The sequence below is a fragment of the Litoreibacter albidus genome, assembly GCF_900107015.1.
GTDB classification, from domain to species: domain Bacteria; phylum Pseudomonadota; class Alphaproteobacteria; order Rhodobacterales; family Rhodobacteraceae; genus Litoreibacter; species Litoreibacter albidus.
Map to the genome: position 1 here is coordinate 310,728 of NZ_FNOI01000001.1, position 14,898 is coordinate 325,625.

General features: G+C 60.4%; 12 protein-coding genes and 1 tRNA gene. 7 read left to right on the forward strand and 6 right to left on the reverse strand.

All coding sequences use genetic code 11. From position 1 onward, the window contains the following. Positions 1–29: 29 nt before the first annotated feature. Both BLW66_RS01605 and BLW66_RS01610 read left to right on the forward strand, forming a co-directional pair. The gene (locus BLW66_RS01605) at positions 30–557 is read left to right on the forward strand and encodes a GNAT family N-acetyltransferase (RefSeq protein ID WP_089943987.1); all 528 of its coding nucleotides are present in this window, start codon (positions 30–32) and stop codon (positions 555–557) included. 64 nt (positions 558–621) lie between these two features. Further along, a tRNA-His gene (locus BLW66_RS01610) sits at positions 622–698 on the forward strand. A 39-nt stretch (positions 699–737) separates the two neighbouring features. Here the strand turns inward: BLW66_RS01610 and BLW66_RS01615 are convergent. After that, positions 738–1,052, reverse strand: coding sequence for a DUF6476 family protein (locus BLW66_RS01615; RefSeq protein WP_089943990.1), 315 nt, complete (start codon positions 1,050–1,052; stop codon positions 738–740). Between BLW66_RS01615 and BLW66_RS01620 the strand changes: the two genes are divergently transcribed. From BLW66_RS01620 to BLW66_RS01635, 4 genes are all read left to right on the forward strand, one after another. Then, positions 1,051–2,073, forward strand: coding sequence for an RluA family pseudouridine synthase (locus BLW66_RS01620; RefSeq protein WP_089943993.1), 1,023 nt, complete (start codon positions 1,051–1,053; stop codon positions 2,071–2,073). The genes BLW66_RS01615 and BLW66_RS01620 overlap by 2 nt on opposite strands. Positions 2,074–2,251: 178 nt before the next feature. Beyond that, positions 2,252–3,148, forward strand: a complete 897-nt coding sequence (gene rpoH / locus BLW66_RS01625) for an RNA polymerase sigma factor RpoH (RefSeq protein WP_089943995.1) — start codon at positions 2,252–2,254, stop codon at positions 3,146–3,148. 112 nt (positions 3,149–3,260) lie between these two features. Next, positions 3,261–4,253, forward strand: coding sequence for an ankyrin repeat domain-containing protein (locus BLW66_RS01630; protein WP_089943998.1), 993 nt, complete (start codon positions 3,261–3,263; stop codon positions 4,251–4,253). Positions 4,254–4,291: 38 nt separating this feature from the next. After that, positions 4,292–5,254: a Gfo/Idh/MocA family protein gene (locus tag BLW66_RS01635; protein ID WP_089944000.1), complete on the forward strand. Its 963-nt coding sequence runs from the start codon at positions 4,292–4,294 to the stop codon at positions 5,252–5,254. Positions 5,255–5,308: 54 nt separating this feature from the next. Here the strand turns inward: BLW66_RS01635 and BLW66_RS01640 are convergent, their stop codons facing one another. Together BLW66_RS01640 and BLW66_RS01645 are read right to left on the reverse strand one after the other, a co-directional pair. Continuing rightward, a complete protein-coding gene (locus tag BLW66_RS01640; RefSeq protein ID WP_089944003.1) occupies positions 5,309–6,022 on the reverse strand; it encodes a porin in 714 nt (237 codons plus the stop codon). 330 nt (positions 6,023–6,352) lie between these two features. Beyond that, positions 6,353–6,706 carry an MmcQ/YjbR family DNA-binding protein gene (locus BLW66_RS01645; protein ID WP_089944006.1) on the reverse strand — a complete coding sequence of 118 codons (354 nt, stop codon included), beginning with the start codon at positions 6,704–6,706 and terminating at the stop codon, positions 6,353–6,355. Positions 6,707–6,893: 187 nt separating this feature from the next. Here BLW66_RS01645 and BLW66_RS01650 point away from each other — a divergent pair, with 187 nt between their 5' ends. Continuing rightward, positions 6,894–8,459: a hypothetical protein gene (locus BLW66_RS01650; RefSeq protein WP_089944009.1), complete on the forward strand. Its 1,566-nt coding sequence runs from the start codon at positions 6,894–6,896 to the stop codon at positions 8,457–8,459. Positions 8,460–8,498: 39 nt separating this feature from the next. On the opposite strand, the gene BLW66_RS01655 is transcribed toward BLW66_RS01650, so the two are convergent. The 3 genes from BLW66_RS01655 to BLW66_RS01665 form a co-directional block, all read right to left on the reverse strand. Next, complete coding sequence (locus tag BLW66_RS01655; protein ID WP_089944011.1) at positions 8,499–10,331, reverse strand: M3 family oligoendopeptidase; 1,833 nt, start codon at positions 10,329–10,331, stop codon at positions 8,499–8,501. Between the two features lie 82 nt (positions 10,332–10,413). Beyond that, a complete protein-coding gene (locus BLW66_RS01660) occupies positions 10,414–11,217 on the reverse strand; it encodes a phosphodiesterase (RefSeq protein ID WP_089944015.1) in 804 nt (267 codons plus the stop codon). 142 nt (positions 11,218–11,359) lie between these two features. Then, positions 11,360–14,803 (reverse strand): pyruvate carboxylase, encoded by a 3,444-nt coding sequence (locus BLW66_RS01665; protein ID WP_089944019.1) that lies wholly within the window; start codon positions 14,801–14,803, stop codon positions 11,360–11,362. Positions 14,804–14,898: the final 95 nt, after the last annotated feature.

The window sequence follows — 14,898 nt, forward strand, 5'->3', positions numbered from 1 at the left end:
TTGATAAAGCGGTGAAGCAAGGGGGCAGCATGCAGAGCGCTATGAAAGCCGACGGGGTAAAGGCCGCGCTGGACGCGGGCCAGTTTGAGTTACGGGACTTGCAGATCGGGGACGCGGGCTGGATCGCGGCCCGCCACGGGGAGCTATACGCCAAGGACGAGGGCTACGACGCAACTTTCGAGGCGTTGGTCATGCGGATTCTGGCGGAGTTCATCGAGACGCGCGACCCAACAACTGAACGTGCGTTCATTCCGGTGGTGGCGGGCGCGCGCCTTGGCTCCGTCTTTTGTTTTATGGATGATCCGGCGACCGCACGGCTGCGGATGTTTTTCCTAGACCCTGCGGCGCGGGGGCTTGGACTGGCACCGATCATGCTGGAGGCGGTGATAGAGCACGCCCGCAGCGTGGGCGCGTCCAAACTGGTGCTCTGGACCCACGCGAGCCATGTGGCGGCCTGCCGCCTGTACCGAAGGCGCGGGTTTGTGATGACGGGGGAGCGCAAATCACACGCCTTCGGGCAAGACACGCTAGAGCAAGAGTTCGAACTTTCACTTTAAGCGGAATTAATCGCTTTAGCGGTCTTGCAATCGCGCGCACCTATGGGTAAATCCCACGCAGTGTGCCGCCTTAGCTCAGTTGGTTAGAGCACTGGTTTGTGGAACCAGGGGTCCCCCGTTCAAGCCGGGGAGGCGGTACCATCCCCCCCATCTCGTTATTTCCTAGGGTGCGCGCCATTTTTACGGGCGTGACGTGACGCGGATATCTTGCGTCAGCTCCCCGCTGTCGCGGTTGAAGATCAGGATTCGGTCGTCCGCAGTGACGATGGCGTACCAGCTGGGCGTTTGGGTGAAGGCGGTTGCCCGCGTGCCGTTGGGCAAGGTTATGTAGTCGGGCAAAGCCAGCTGCGGCGTGCTTGCGTTCAAGCGGATGACAACCAGCGTAATCATCACTACAAGGCCGACAATCATAGTGGCGGTCAGGGTTGTAACCAGCCGTCGCAGGAACTTTAGGTTGGCGGGCTCTTCCGCCGGAATTTCGGGATTACTGTCCATGTCGCCTCAAACTATCGCGGTCGAGATCACTGACGCCCCGCCTGCGCGCCTTGATAAGGCATTGGCCTTGTTTGCACCAGTGGACGCGCAGCTGAGCCGGTCACGAATTGTTAAGCTGATCGAGCAGGGCGCGGTGTCGCTGGACGGCACCGTGGTGACGGAGCCAAAGACCAAATCCCAACTGGGGCAGGTGTGGATGGTCACAATCGGCGAGGCGGTGGAGTATGACACCGTGGCCGAGGACATCCCGCTGGACGTGATCTATGAGGACGACGCGCTGATCGTGGTGAACAAGCCTGCGGGCATGGTGGTGCACCCCGCGCCGGGATCCCCGAACCGCACGCTGGTCAATGCGCTGCTGCACCACTGCGCCGACAGCCTGTCAGGCATCGGCGGAGAGAAGCGCCCCGGGATTGTGCACCGCATCGACAAGGAAACATCGGGCCTGCTGGTTGCCGCAAAGACCGACATTGCGCATCAAGGGCTGGCCAAGCAGTTTGAGAAACACACCGTCGAGCGCCGCTACAACGCGCTGGTCTACGGCGTGCCGGAGGCCTCCGACCCGCGGATCAACGGCCTTCCGGGTGTTGCGTTCGAGCCGGGCAACATTCTGCGGGTGATTGCGAACCTTGCGCGGCACAAGACCGACCGTCAGCGCCAAGCTGTGGTCAAGAACGCAGGCCGCCACGCCATCACCCGCGCACGGGTGTTGCAGCGCTTTGGCACGCCTGCGGTGGTGTCACTGCTGGAATGCTGGCTGGAGACGGGGCGGACGCATCAGATCAGGGTGCATATGGCGCATGTCGGGCACTCTTTGGTGGGCGATCCGGTCTACGGCGGTCGGCGCAAACTGGCCAAAAATGCGCTTCCCGAAGAAACCCAAGAGGCCATTCGGGCGTTCCCAAGACAAGCGCTGCACGCGGCGACGCTTGGATTTAAGCATCCGGTTTCAGGTGAAATGATGCAATTTGAAGCCCCGTTGCCCGATGATTTCCAAGATTTACTGAGCAAACTCGCCTAAATTCGCTGACATTTATGTGAACCTGCGTAACATGCCCTTACGGAAGGGGAACCTAGTTCCTACATTAACCGTTGAGAAAGGCGCACAGGGTATGTGCGCTGTAAAATGTTGAGTGGGACACAACCTGCTCGTATATTCGATATCCGAATAGGCAAACCTTCTAAGGGGGGCACGAACAATGGCGAACTACACTGGATTACCAGCTCCGAGTCCGGAGCAAGGTCTCAACCGCTATATGCAAGAAATCCGCAAGTTTCCATTTTTGGAGCCGGAGCAAGAATACATGCTGGCCAAGCGCTGGGCCGATGATGGCGACACGGATGCAGCGCATCAGCTGGTCACCTCTCACCTGCGTCTGGCGGCGAAAATCGCTATGGGCTATCGCGGCTACGGCCTGCCGACGTCCGAGGTGATTTCCGAAGCCAACGTTGGCCTAATGCAGGCGGTTAAGAAATTCGACCCCGAAAAGGGCTTCCGCCTTGCGACATACGCAATGTGGTGGATCCGCGCGTCCATCCAAGAATACGTTTTGCGATCGTGGTCGATGGTCAAGCTGGGCACCACCAGCGGGCAAAAGAAGCTGTTCTTCAACCTGCGCAAAGCCAAGAACCGCATCGGCGCGTTGGAAGAGGGCGACCTGCGCCCTGAAAACGTGGCCAAGATTGCCAGCGACCTGAATGTGACGGAAAGCGAAGTTATTTCGATGAACCGCCGCATGTCGGGCGGGGACGCATCGCTGAACGCGGTGGTCTCGGCTGACGGCGAGGGCGCGACGCAGTGGCAGGACTGGTTGGAGGACGAAAGCGCCGACCAAGCTGGCGACTACGAAGCCAAGGACGAGTTGGACACCCGCCGCGAGCTTCTGGCCGAAGCCATGGGCGTTTTGAACGACCGCGAAAAGGACATTCTGGTGCAGCGCCGTTTGCAGGACAAACCGGTGACACTGGAAGACCTGTCGGGGCAATACGACGTGTCGCGCGAACGTATTCGCCAGATCGAGGTCCGCGCCTTCGAGAAGCTGCAAGAGCGCATGCGCGCGTTGGCGGATGAAAAAGGCCTACTTGAAACCGCCTAACTTTCGCCAAACTGAGATGGAAAGAAGGCCGTGCAATGCGCGGCCTTTTTTTGTGGCCGCAGCGGAAGGGGGCCTGTGTGAGCCGTAACAAGTTTTATTTGCAGGACGTGGAATGATGTTTTCGCGCGCCGCACCGGCGCTGTTGTTCACCGCATTTTGTTTAAGTTTGACAGGTGCTTACCTGACCGACGGGCGCCAGCCACTGGCGCACCCTGCGGCGGTGAGTGATGCCCAGATACTGGCTTTTGACACCATCTACGGCGAAATGCGCTTGGCACTGCAAGTCGGCGACATGGCCCGTTTTGAGGAGCTGATTGCGCTTCAGATGCACGAGGCGCAAGGCAACAATGCGCCTGAGATTTCCCGCGATGTGTTGCCCGCGCCCTATGCCGAATTGCGCGATCTTGTGATGGAGGGCAGCGTGACCTCGGCACAGGCCTTCCTTGCGCGCCACCCTGATCTGGACCTTAACAGCCCCCAAGGGCGCTACGGCGGGGTGCCGCTGATCTGGGCCACAGGACACACGGATTTCCTGCCCGCCATGACACGCCTTTTGCTGGACCACGGCGCGGACCCGATGGTGCGCACGGCGCACGGCTACACCGTGCTGCACGCCGCAGCGTCACCGTTTAACTACCACCCCGTGGCGAAGGACATGGAGGCGTTTTTGGCGCTGCTGCCCGCGTCGCTGATCGCGGAGACGGAAAAATCGGGCCTGACCGCGCTGCATCTGGCCCTGAGCAACTATCAATCGTCCCTCGTCAACGGATTGCTGGCGCGTGGCGCAGACCCCAACGCGCCGCCGCCCGCACATGTGCCACCGGAATATTCGCCGGGCCAGCCGCCCCTGATGATCGCGGCGGGCAATGTGGAGATGGTGCAGGCGTTGCTAGAGTCCGGTGCCGACCCGCTGGCGACTGATTTGAAGGGCCGCAGCATCATTGACGCGGTGTCGGAGGGCGCGGCGGCTGCCGAGGAAGAGCTGCAACAGCGTCAAAGTGCCAGCGCCGCTGAGGAAAGCGACCGCCAATATGTCGCCGACTATGCCCGTGCCCGCGACATGATCCGCGCGGCGGTGGATGGGCGGTTGGCGCGGGGGAACTAACGGCATAGGTTGCGCCAAAACAGCATTGGAGGCGTATCATGATCAAGCCACTCAGATGGGGTATCCTAGGGGCCGCGAATTTTGCCTATGAGCACATGGCCCCCGCCATTCACGCCGCGCGGGGCGCGGAGTTGGTGGGCTTGGGCACCAGCTCTGCTGACAAATTTGCGCGCTTTGCGGGTAAGTTTGCCGGTTTGCGCCATCACGACAGCTATGAGGCGCTTTTGGCCGATGATGACATCGACGCGGTCTATATCCCGCTGCCCAACACCCTGCATATTGAGTGGGGGCTGAAGACGCTGGAGGCGGGCAAACATGTGTTGATTGAGAAGCCCGTCGCAATGAAGGCGGCGCAGATTGATCCGCTGATCGCCGCGCGTGACAGCAGCGGACTGCTGGCGGCAGAGGCCTATATGATCGTCCACCACCCGCAATGGCAGCGCGCCAAGGCGCTGCTGGATGACGGGGCGATCGGCACTGTGCAGCAGGTCTCTTGCGCGTTTTCGTTCGACAACCGCGACCCTGACAACATCCGCAACCAAAGGGAGATGGGCGGCGGTGCGCTGCCCGATATCGGGGTGTATGCACTGGGCTGCGCGCGCTATGCGCTGGGCGCGGAGTTCGAGCAGATCACCGCGCAAATCGACTGGGACAACGGCGTCGACACGCTATCGCGCATTCAGGCGCGGATCGGCGGGGCGGCGTATCAGGGCTATGTGTCGACGCGCATGCATGCGTTTCAAGAGGTCACATTTCACGGCGAAGACGGCGTCATGCGCCTGAGCGCGCCGTACAACCCGAATGTCTACGGCATGGCCGAGATCGAGCTGCGCCAAGGCACTGAAACCCGCGTTGAACGCTTCGCGGCGGCCAATCACTACGTCAATCAGGTGGAGGCATTTTGCGCCGCAGTGCGGGGCGAGGCGGCCTATCCGTGGACGCTGGAAGACGCCAAAGGCACACAAGCCACAATTGACGCTATCTACGCGGCGGCAGGCTAAAGGCCACGTTTTGAATTGGAGGGCGGTGCGACCTGCACTGCCCTCCAGTTTGTTTTACAAACCCGGTATGAGGTCTAACAGGCCACGTTTCCCGAAAGTAGTACCGCGCTCCGCGCCGAATTTAAATTGCGCGCCGATGCCAACGAAGGTTTCAGTGCCAGACAAGCCTGGCACGCTCAATCTCGCTGTACCTACTTCGGCGTTGAGGTTGAATGTCTCGGTCAAATCGTGATCGACTTTAACTCCGATGCGGGTCGCGTCTACCCCGCCGTCGAAGTTTACGCGGTCGATGGAACCGCCCAAGCCGGTTTTTTCGTTGATAGCGTAGCGCCCTTCCAAGCCAAACATGTTGCCAGAAATGCCAGCTTCTTCACCAGTTGCCAGATACATTTCGGCGTCAAAATTGTTAAACTCGTAGCCGCCTTCAATGCCGTAAAAATCGATGTCAGTGCTTCCGTCGCTGTCGCGCCCGTAAAACAGGCCGAGGGAGGCAACTTCATTCACGTGATAGAGCGCGTGCAAGGTCATGTTGCTGCCGCTATCGTTCACAAAGTTGAAGTCGTGGTAGCTTAGATCAAGTTGCGCGCCGAAGTTGCGGGTAAATGCGGCTTCTACGGAACCTTGCAGGGATAGTTTAGAAAAATCGGTGTCGTCTGCGAATGCGGAATAGCCTAGGTCGACTGACCCACCTGTAAGTTCAAATGCGGCGGCTGGTTGAATGGTTGCGCATAGGGCTAATGCTGCCAATGCGTGGATACTGCTTTTCATGATTTTTTCTTTCGTATTTATGTTAAACGAGATTATTAACTTCTCGTTAACTATTTATTGAAGGCGCAGATCGTGGTGATCAATATCAGTTTTTTGTCATTTTAGTATCGTTGCCAAACCGGCACACTTTTGAAATGTGGTTAGTGAAATTTTCACAACTCCCGTATGCTATTTTTCGAGGGGTCGTGTGAAATTTTGATCGCATTTTTTTGACTAATATGATGATGCGTGATTATCGGATCAGAATTATTAATAGGGTAGTAACCACACTAAAGGGAGCGCGCAGGGCACCTGAACGGTGTGGCACTACACAGACGGAGCTGCGGCAGGCTAAAGGCCAAGTTCTGTGCGAAGCTTCTTGGTGAGCTTCGCCTTAACCATGTCGTAGGACGCGGTGAGGTGGGCCTTTAGCTCCGTGTCGGACAGGCCGGGGGCCTCGTAGTGTTGTATCCATTTCATGCCGCGCGAGGCCAGATAGGGCGCGGGGCGAAGGCCGGGCATGTCGGGCAGGATCTCCCACGCGATGTCTGACACCTTGAAGGTGAACGCGTCCTTCCCGTCGTTCCAGCCGCACATCGCGAAGACCTTGGGGCCGACCTTCCAAACATCGGAATTGCCCCATTGCACCACGTGATTGGTGGCGGGCAGGGCGGCGCAAAAGGCGTTGAACTCGTCTCTGGTCACGGGCGGCTCGCTTGGGGTGTTTGGGCAGTGTGATGTGCGGATGCCCCTATGGCAAGGGGGCAGGGTTTACGCGTGTGGATTTCGATTGGCATGATTGCTACAGAGATAGCAGCACATGCCACGCGTTCCCTTTACAGGCAGATTTTCAGCATATTGGTGCCCGAATGACATTGAAAACACATATCCTATGACCACTACCGATTTGCCCGCGCGGCCCCGCATCTCCGACATGAACCGCGCCTTTATCATTGGCAGCGCGTTGACGTTCTTGGCCCTTTGCGCCCTGTTTTGGGGGTTCACAGCGGATGACGCCTATATCGTCGGGCGGTACGCGAAGAACGCGGCGGCGGGCCACGGGCTTGTCTACAATTTGGGGGAGCATGTCACGGCGCTGACGTCCCCGTTACACGGGCTGCTGGAGACGGGGCTGGCGGTGCTCGGGCTTGATCCGGTGACCAGTTACCGCCTCATGGCACCGTTCGTGGTACTCGCGGGCTGGTTTGTGGCGCTTCGGCAGACGGGCATTCAGGGGCAGGCCTTGGTCATGTTCACTGTGGTGGGATTATTGTCGCCGTTCTTGGCGCTGTGGACCGTCGGCGGGCTGGAGACACCGCTGCTGGCCTGTTTTACCACGCTACTGGTGTCCAAACTGATCGTCGTGAACCGCGCAGGTGTGGTGAGCGGGCGCGACTTCGCCATTTTGGGGCTACTCGCGGGGCTGATGTTTCTGACGCGCTTCGACAGTGTTTTGGTTAGCGTTCCCGTCCTTTTGGCGGTTTTGATAACGCAGTACCGGCGGCCGGTCATTTGGGCTGGGGCCGCGTTTAGTTTGGCGCTGGCGGCAAGCTGGTTAGTGTTTTCTTGGGCCTATTACGGCGACATTTTTCCGACGTCCTATTACGTGAAATTGGCGGTCGGTGGTCGGCCAGCCATTGATAGCCTGTCGGCGCTATTAAATTTTGTTGTGCTGTCTGGCCTTTTGGTGCTTCTGTTTTTCGTGCGTCCTGCATCTTTGGAAAAGCGCTCACCGCTGTCCAAAGCAATTTTGCGCGGGGCGGCGATTAGCGCGGTTCTGCTACTGCTTTACGCAAGCAGGTCTTCGGGGCAGCACATGATGTTCGGCTACCGCCTGTTCATGCCGTATCTCATGGCGGCGGGGCTGGTGCTGTCTTTGTCACTTGGAAAAGAGCGCCCTATGCTGACCGCAGGGCTGGTTGGCGGGCAGGCCGCGATGATTGGCATTGTCACGTTTTGGGGCGTGAACCCCGCCCCATTGGCGCGGCTTCCGCTGCTGGACCGCGCTTATGCGGAATATGAGTTTATCACCCCCAAAACCTATGGCCTTTTTATGGATATGCTGAAGGCGGATGCGCACGACATCGCGGCGCATTGGCGGGAGGCGGGCCGAGACGAGCAACCGCGCATCTACTTGCGGACCGGTGGCACGGGGTACTGGTTGCCCGAGTTCTACGTGTTCGAGGCGCTGGTGTCGTACCGTCATGGGTGCGGCGTGCAAACAGAGGGCTCCATCCTCGGCGCGCATTACATGCAACAGCTCGGCTTCAGCAAGATGGGATCATATGTGGAGGACAGGGGCCGCGCGCGCGATGATGTGGCGGATGATGCGCCGCTGATGTTCTCGACGACGCTGGATTGGATGGGGCCGCAGATAACTGGCTACCTATATGGGGCTGAGCCAACGCCGCTGGCGCTAAGCACCACAATTGGGGGCGGATGCACCGCGTCTGAGTAGTGCCCGCCCCCTTGGGGGCAGGCACTTGATCGGAGGGGTTTACTCCTCCATCGCTTCCAGCTCGTCGATCATGCCGGAGATCATCGACAGGCCCTTGTCCCAGAATTTCGGGTCGGACGCGTCGAGACCGAAGGGGGCGAGCAGCTCCTTGTGGTGTTTGGAACCGCCTGCCTTCAGCATATCAAAGTATTTGTCTTGGAAGTCGTCGCCGCCTTCCTCGAACACCGCGTAGAGCGCGTTTACCAAGCCGTCGCCGAAGGCGTAGGCATAGACGTAGAACGGCGAGTGCACGAAGTGCGGCACGTAGGACCAGAAGGTGTCGTAGCCTTCCATATACTCGAACGCTGGCCCAAGGCTCTCCGCCTGCACCGACATCCACAGCGCGCCGATGTCGTCGGGGGTCAACTCCCCCTGTGCGCGGGCGTCGTGGAGTTTGCATTCAAAGTCGTAGAACGCGATCTGGCGCACGACGGTGTTGATCATGTCCTCTACCTTGCCTGCCAGCAGGACTTTGCGCTCCGCTTGGGTTTTGGCTTTGGACAGCATCTTGCGGAAGGTCAGCATCTCGCCGAAGACCGATGCGGTCTCGGCCAGCGTCAGCGGGGTGGAGGACAGCAATTCGCCTTGTCCAGCGGCCAGAACCTGGTGCACGCCGTGGCCCAGCTCATGCGCCAATGTCATCACATCGCGTGGTTTGCCCAAGTAGTTGAGCATCACATAAGGGTGCACATCCGCGACGGTGGGGTGGGCGAAGGCGCCGGGGGCCTTGCCCGGCTTCACGCCTGCGTCGATCCAGCCACGGTTGAAGAACGGCTCCGCGATGCCGGCCATCTCTGGCGCGAAATCGTTGTAGGCTTCCATGACGGTGGCTTGCGCCTCGTCCCAGCCCACGAGGCGCGGGTCTTCCATGGGCAGGGGCGCGTTGCGGTCCCAGACCTGCATCACGTCAAGGCCCAGCCATTTGCGCTTCAGCTCATAGTAGCGGTGCGACAGCTTGGGGTAGGCGTTGACCACAGCATTGCGCAGGGCCTCGACCACCTCCGGTTCCACATGGTTGGCAAGGTGGCGACCGGTCTGGGGGGTGGGCATGCCGCGCCAGCGGTCTTCGATCTCTTTCTCCTTGGCGAGCGTGTTGTGCACGCGGGAGAAGAGTTTGACGTTCTCGCCAAAGACGCGTGACAGCTCTCGCGCGCCCGCCTCGCGCTTGGCGCGATCGGGGTCGGTCATCAGGTTCAGCGTGCCTTCGATGCCCATTTCCTCGCCGTCCACGGTGAACTTGAGGCCCGCAATGGTTTCATCAAACAGACGGTTCCACGCGGCGGCGCCGACGGTGGATTGGTCGTGCAGGAACTTCTCCATCTCGTCGGACAGCTGGTAGGGGCGCATGGCGCGCAGGCGGTCGAAGATCGGGCGGTAACGGGCCAGATCGGCGTCTTGCGCGAACAGGGCGTCAAGTTGCTCGTCGGGGATGCGGTTGATCTCTAGTGAGAAGAACACCAGCGGTGTGGTGAAATTGGTGATCTTGTCTTGCGCGTTAGCCATAAATTGCGCGCGCTCGTCGTCGGTGGTGTTTTGGTAGTAGCGCAGCCCCGCGTAGGACATGATGCGGCCGGAGATCATGTCGATCTTTTCATACCGCAGAACACAATCCAGCAGGCCCTTGGCGTCCAGACCGGACAGGTTACCCTCAAAATCGGCGGCGAAATCGGCGCAGGCTTGCTCCAGCCAGTCCATGTCGCGCTTGTATTCCTTGGCGTCGGGCGCGGTGTAGAGGTCGCTCAGATCCCAGTCGGGCAGATCGCCCAAGCCGCCGCCACCCTCATGGACGTCGCGAAGGGGAGTTTTAGGGGCGGGGCGAAACGGAGTGCGCATGGGAGATCCTTTTATCAAGTTCCCCCGCAACCTAAGTGCGGGGGGCGGGGGCAACAAGGCGTAGGTGGTCAAATCCTGAAGATCAGGCGGAATGTCCGTCAACGGTGGCCGCGCCGCGCGGGGCAAGGTCGTCGTTGTGCACGATAACCCCGTCGTCGGTCAGCAAAACCACCCCGCAGCCGCCCGCCTCGTCAATGGAATGATCGCTGCCCGCCATGCCCAAGGTCAGCGGGGATTGGTGGCATGTGCCCTTGAAGGTGGCGTAAGGCGTGCCGCGCACGCCGCCGGAAATGGTGCGGTGCACATGGCCGCAGAGCAGTTGCACCACGTTTGGGAATTCCGCGATCAGGGCGTGAAGCGCGTCGTCGTTGCGCAGCCGGATGTGGTCCATCCCGTCCAGGCCGGTTTTGAACGGCGGGTGATGCAGGGCAAGGATGACGGGCGCACCGTCCGCGCCCTGCAGCGCGCGGCGCAGCCACGCCATGCGCGCGTCACACAGATAGCCGGAATGGGGCGGGTCGGCGGCCTCGTCAAAACTATCGAGGCAAATCAGGCGGTGGTTGCCAAGCGTCACAACCTGCTGGATGTGCCCGTCGTCGGTGCGCGGGGCATCGGGAAAGGCGGCGATAAACGTAGCGCGGTCGTCGTGGTTCCCAAGCAGCAGAGACATGGGAAGCGGCACCCCTGCGAGGCAATCACGCAGCACGTCATACTGCGCGGGGCGACCGTGATGGGTCAGATCGCCCAAGATCACGATATGCGCGGCGTCTGGGTGATGATCCAACGCGTGCTCAAGTACATCGGTCAGACGTCGGGCCGGATCCAGCCCGATAATGTCGCCGCCGGATTCGACCAAATGAGGGTCGGTTAAAACGAGTAGTTTCATGGTGTTAAGCCGTTCCCGCTTGAGACCCCAAGGTGGGCCACAAGCGGGAGGTTAGCTTCCGGTTTCAGCCCTCGCTAGTGCAAGATGGCCAAAAATATATCGCCGCCCGCATCGCGGGCGACACTGGGGTCAAGCGCGGGGCTTAGACGTCTTCGAACTCGATGAGCAGGTCCTTGGCGTCGATCTGACCACCTGGCACAACGTGGACGGTTTTGATCACCGCGTCGCGTTCTGCGTGGATGCCCGTTTCCATCTTCATGGCCTCGATTGTCAGCAACAGATCGCCTTCCTTGACCTCTGCGCCCGCGCGCGCCGCCACGGTGGCCACAACGCCCGGCATCGGCGCGCCGATGTGGTTCGGGTTGCCCACTTCCGCCTTCGGCATCCGCGCCGTTGCGGAGGTGGCCTTGCGGTTTGGCACGCGCACAACGCGCGGTGCGCCGTTCAACTCGAAGAACACTTTGGCTTCGCCCGCGTCGTCGGTTTCCCCGATTGCCTGCATGCGAATTTCCAGCGTCTTACCGGGATCAATCTCCGCGCTGATCTCCTCCCCTGGGTCCATGCCGTAGAAGAAGGTCCGCGTGGGCAGGGTGCGCACGGGGCCGTAGATTTCGTGACGCTCTGCGTAGTCGGTGAACACCTTGGGGTACATCAGATAGCCGTTCAGGTCCTCGTTATCGACCGTCTTGCCGCCCAGTTTCTCGCTAAGTTCTGCGCGGGTGGCTTCCAGATCAACCGGCTTCAGCTTTTCGCCGGGGCGGTGGGTCATCGGCTTCTCGCCTTTGAGGATTTTCTTCTGGATCGCCTTCGGCCAGCCGCCCGGAGGTTGGCCCAGATTGCCGCGCATCATGTCGATCACGCTGTCAGGAAAGGCCACATCGGTCTTCGGGTCCTCCACCTGATCGCGCGTCAGGCCTTGGGACACCATCATCAGCGCCATGTCGCCCACGACCTTGGAGGACGGCGTGACCTTCACGATATCGCCAAACATCTGGTTCACGTCGGCATAGGTCTGCGCGACCTCGTGCCAGCGTTCCTCCAACCCGACGGAGCGGGCTTGCGCCTTGAGGTTGGTGAATTGCCCGCCGGGCATTTCGTGCAGGTACACCTCGGACGCGGGGGCCTGCATGCCGCTTTCAAAGGCAGCGTATTGCGCGCGCACGGTTTCCCAGTAGTCGGAGATTTGGCGCACGGTTTTGATGTCGAGGCCGGTGTCACGGTCGGTGTGGGCCAAGGCCTCCACCACCGAGCCGAGCGTCGCTTGGCTGGTGTTGCCCGACAGCGCGTCCATGGCGCAATCGACGGCATCAACGCCCGCCGCCGAGGCCGCAAGGATGGAGGCAATCGCGCCGCCCGCCGTGTCGTGGGTGTGGAAGTGGATCGGCAGGCCGACCTCTTCCTTCAGCGCCTTGACGAGGATGGAAGCGGAGGCGGGTTTCAGCAGGCCCGCCATGTCCTTCAGACCCAGCACATGTGCGCCCGCGTCTTTGAGCTGTTTGCCCATGTCGACGTAGTATTGCAGGGAATACTTGGCGCGGTCTGGGTTCAGGATGTCGCCAGTGTAGCAGATGGAGCCTTCGCAGACCTTGCCCGACGCGTTGACCGCATCCATCGCGACGCGCATGTTTTCCACCCAGTTCAGGCTGTCGAACACGCGGAACACATCGACGCCGGTTTCGGCGGCTTGGCGCACGAATTCCTGCACCACGTTGTCGGGGTAGTTTGTGTAGCCCACACCGTTGGAGGCGCGCAGTAGCATTTGCGTCATCACGTTCGGCATGGCCGCGCGCAGGTCGCGCAGGCGCTGCCACGGGCATTCCTGCAAGAAGCGGTAAGCCACGTCGAAAGTCGCGCCGCCCCAGCATTCCATAGAAAACAGCTGCGGCATGTTGGAGGCGTAGGTCGGCGCCACGCGGATCATGTCGATGGAGCGCATACGCGTCGCCAGCAGGGACTGGTGGCCGTCACGCATGGTGGTGTCGGTGATCAACAGCTGCTTTTGGTCGCTCATCCAGTCGGCGACGGCCTGCGGGCCGTGATCCTCAAGGATATTGCGTGTGCCGTAGGCGGCTTCCCCGTGGGGAACGGGGGCCTTGGGCGTGCGGGCCTCGGCGGGAAGGGCGCGGCCTTCGGTTTCTGGATGACCGTTGACGGTGATATCCGCGATATAGGTCAGGATCTTCGTTGCGCGGTCACGGCGCTTTTTGAAGTCGAACAGTTCCGGCGTCTCGTCGATGAATTTGGTGTGGTATTCATAGTTTAGAAACGTCGGGTGCTTAAGCAGGTTCTCGACAAAGGCGATATTGGTGGACACGCCGCGCACGCGGAATTCGCGCAACGCGCGGTCCATACGGTTGATGGAGGCTTCCGGCGTGGGCGCCCATGCCGTCACCTTGGTCAGCAAGCTGTCGTAGTAGCGGGTGATCACCGCGCCTGCGTAGGCCGTGCCGCCGTCAAGGCGGATGCCCATACCGGTGGCGGAGCGGTAGGTGGTGATGCGGCCATAATCGGGGATGAAGTTGTTTTGCGGGTCTTCCGTGGTGACACGGCATTGCAGCGCGTGGCCGTCAAGCTTCACGTCGTATTGCGAGGCGCAGCCTGTGGCCTCCACAAGGGACTTACCCTCGGCGATGAGGATTTGCGCGCGGACGATGTCGATGCCGGTGACTTCCTCGGTGACTGTGTGCTCCACCTGCACGCGTGGGTTCACTTCGATGAAGTAAAACTCGCCGCTGTCCATATCCATGAGGAATTCGACGGTACCTGCGCATTCATAGCCGATGTGCTCGCAAACTTTTTTACCCAATTGGCAAATCTGTTCGCGCTGTGTGCCGGACAGGTAGGGCGCTGGCGCGCGCTCCACCACCTTTTGGTTGCGGCGTTGGACGGAGCAGTCGCGCTCATACAGGTGGTAAATTTGCCCGTGGCTGTCGCCAAGGATTTGAACCTCGACGTGGCGGGCGCGCACGATCATCTTCTCCAGGAAGCCTGCGCCATTGCCGAATGCGGCCTCGGCCTCGCGGCGGCCCTCAAGAACCTTTTCTTCAACTTCGTCTGCGGAGTTGATTGCGCGCATCCCGCGACCGCCGCCGCCCCAAGAGGCTTTGAGCATCAAGGGGTAGCCGATTTCTGCGGCTTCTTTCTTGATGGCGTCCATGTCGTCGCCCAACACGCCCGTCGCGGGGATCACGGGAACGCCAGCGTCCACCGCGACCTGACGGGCGGAGGCTTTGTCGCCCAAGGCGCGCATGGTTTCGGCCTTGGGGCCGATGAATTTGATGCCGGCCGCGTCGCAGGCGTCTACGAATTCGGGGTTCTCGGAGAGCAGCCCGTAGCCTGGGTGGATGGCGTCAGCGCCGGACATTTTCGCGACACGGATGATTTCTTCAATGCTGAGGTAGGCGGCGACGGGGCCAAGGCCCTCGCCGATTTTATAGGCTTCATCGGCTTTGAAGCGGTGCAGGCCAAGTTTGTCTTCCTCGGCGTAAACGGCGACGGTTTTCTTCCCCATCTCGTTGGCGGCGCGCATGACGCGGATCGCAATTTCGCCGCGGTTGGCAATGAGGATTTTCTGAAAATCAGCCATGGTCAAGAACCTCTATGTGTGCAGTTGCAGCATGAATAGGGGCAAAGAGGCATGTCGTAAACTGGTTACAACTGGGTATACCCAGTTTTTGGTAG